Genomic DNA, 2590 nt, shown 5'->3' with positions numbered 1-2590 from the left:
CCTTGAAGGCGCGTTCGCCGTCCACCTCGTCGGCGGAATCGTGGCCGAGTACGGACGCGGCCTGCGCCCGCACCAGTTCGAGGACCACGCCCTCGCGCTCGGCCTCCGGCACGTCGGCGAGGCGCCGGGCCAGGGTGCCGCCGGACGCCGCGCGCCGGGCGGGGACCCGTACGAGACCGCGCAGCACGGCGGGCAGCAGTCCGGCGCGGGCCTGCTCCCGCAGGACGGCCGGGTCCAGCTCGACCGGGGCCAGCAGCGGCTCGTCCGCGGCGAGGCCGCGGTCGAACAGGTCGAGTCCGAGGCCGGTCGGCAGCGGGAGGATGCCGGCCTGCGCGACGATCGCGAGGTCGGCCTCGCCGAGCGCGGTGGTGCCGCGGCCGTCGGCCCAGAAGCCCCAGGCGAGCGCGGTGGCGGGCAGCCCGGCCGCGCGGCGGCTGTGGGCGAGGGCCGCCAGGGCCGCGTCCGCCGCGGAGGTGGCCGCCTGGCCGGGGATGCCGGTCAGGCCCTCGAAGGCGGAGAACAGGACGAACGCGGAGAGGTCCGCGTCCGCGGTCAGCTCGTGCAGGTGCCAGGCCGTGTCGACCGCGTCCCGCAGCACCGTCTCCAGCCGCTCGTCGGAGAGGCTCTCGATCAGCCCCGCGTCGGCCAGGCCGCTGCCGGGTACGCCCGCGGCGTGGACCACCGCGGTCAGCGGGTGCTCCAGGGAGGCGAGCAGCGCGGCGAGCTGGTCCCGGTCCGCGACGTCGCAGGGCGCGACGCGCACGTCGGCGCCGTGGGCCTCCAGGAGGGCGGGCAGTCCGGCGGACAGTTCGCCGGCCTCGTCCGCGGGTGCGGCCAGCACCAGGTGCCGGGCGCCGTGGCGGGTGACGAGGTGCTCGGCGAACCGGGCTCCGAAGCCGCCGGTGATCAGTACGGTGCCGTCGGGGTCCACGGGCCCGGGCCGGTCGGCCCGCCCGCCGGCCACCCGCACCAGCCGGGGCGCCAGGACCTTGCCGTCGCGGACCGCGAGCTGCGGCTCGTCCAGACCGAGCAGCGCACCCCACGGCTGCTCCCCGTCGGCGTCCACGAGCAGGAAGCGCCCGGGCTGCTCCGACTGTGCGGCGCGTACGACGCCCCAGACCGCGGCCTGCGCGGCGTCCGGAGCCTCGTCCGCGGCCGCCACCGCACCGCGGGTGACCACGACGAGCGTGGTTCCGCCGAGCGGCCCGCCGGACGGCCACTGCCGTACCAGTGCGACGGCCCGCGCGGCGGCGTCCCGCACCGCCGACGGCGTCAGCTCGTCGGGGGTGTCGATCCGGGCCAGGACCGCCCGGGGTGCGGGCGCGCCGTCGGCGACGGCGCGTTCGAGCGCGGCCGCGTCGGGGTGGCGGTCGGTCACACCGGCGACCTCGCCCAGCGCGGCCAGCCGCACGGGACCGGCCGCTCCGGCCGTGACGGGTGTCCAGTCCAGGCGGTACAGCGCGTTCTGCCCGCGGCGCACCTCCCCGAGCCGGGCCGCGTCGGCCGCCCGTACGGCGATCCGGTCGGCGTGCGCCACCGGGGCGCCCTCGGGGTCGAAGACGTCGAGCCGCAGGACGCCTTCGGCGACCGTGGCGATCCGGATCCGCGCCCGGGACACCTTGTCGCCCGTGAGCCGTACGCCCGACCAGGACGCCACGGACGGCGCCCCGTCGGCGGCGGGCCGGTGGGCGGTGTGCAGCGCCGACTCCAGCAGGGCCGGGTGGATCGCGTAGCCGCCGGGCTCGGTGCCGTCGGGCAGGGTGAGTTCGGCGTACACCTCGCCGCCGAGGGTCCACGCCGACTGCGCGCACTGCAGCAGCGGGCCGCAGTCCAGGCCGTGTTCGGCGAGGGAGGCGTACAGCGCGTCGACCGACACCGGTTCGGCACCGGCGGGCGGCCACTCGCCCAGCCGGGCCGACAGGGCCTCCGCGCCGGGGGCGATCCGGCCGTGCGCGTGGCGGACGGCCTCGGCGGACTGTTCCTCGTCCGTGTCCGGGCGCGAGTAGACCGACACGTCGCGGCGGCCGTCGGTGTCGGCCGCGCCGAGCGTGACCTGGACGCGTACGGCGTCGTCGTCGCCCAGGACCAGCGGGGCCTCGAGGTCCAGCTCCTCGACGAGGTCGCAGCCCACGTGGCTGCCCGCGGCGAGGACCAGTTCGGTCAGTGCCGCGCCGGGCAGGGTGGCCGTGCCGAACAGCGCGTGGTCGCGGGTCCAGGGCTGCCCCTGGTGGGAGACGCGGCCGGTGAGGACCCACTCGTCGCGGTCGCCGACCTGGACGGCGGCGGCCAGGACGGGGTGCTCGACGCGGCCGAGGCCGACCGCGGAGGCGTCGGCGAGACCGGTGGCGTCCAGCCAGTAGCGCTTGTGCTGGAAGGCGTAGGTGGGCAGCGGGACCTGCCGGGCGCCGGAGCCGGCGAAGCAGGCGGCCCAGTCGACCTTCACCCCGGCGGTGTGCGCCTCGCCGAGGGAGAGCAGGAAGCGGGCCAGTCCGCCCTCGCCCCGGCGCAGGGAGCCGACCACACCGATCCGGTTGCCGGTGCCGTGGTCGGCGACGGTGCCTTCCACGGCCATGGCGAGCACCGGGTGGGG

Annotated in this window: 1 protein-coding gene; it reads right to left on the bottom strand. The window is 78.0% G+C overall.

Annotation, left to right across the window (positions count from 1 at the left end; translation table 11 throughout):
• A partial coding sequence (locus tag IH00_RS38350; protein ID WP_039947788.1) for a type I polyketide synthase occupies positions 1 to 2590 on the bottom strand: 2590 nt, incomplete at both ends.

Source organism: Streptomyces sp. NRRL S-118 (genome assembly GCF_000716335.1).
In the GTDB taxonomy this organism is placed as follows: Bacteria; Actinomycetota; Actinomycetes; order Streptomycetales; family Streptomycetaceae; genus Streptomyces.
This window is presented reverse-complemented; position numbering and strand designations above follow the sequence as displayed.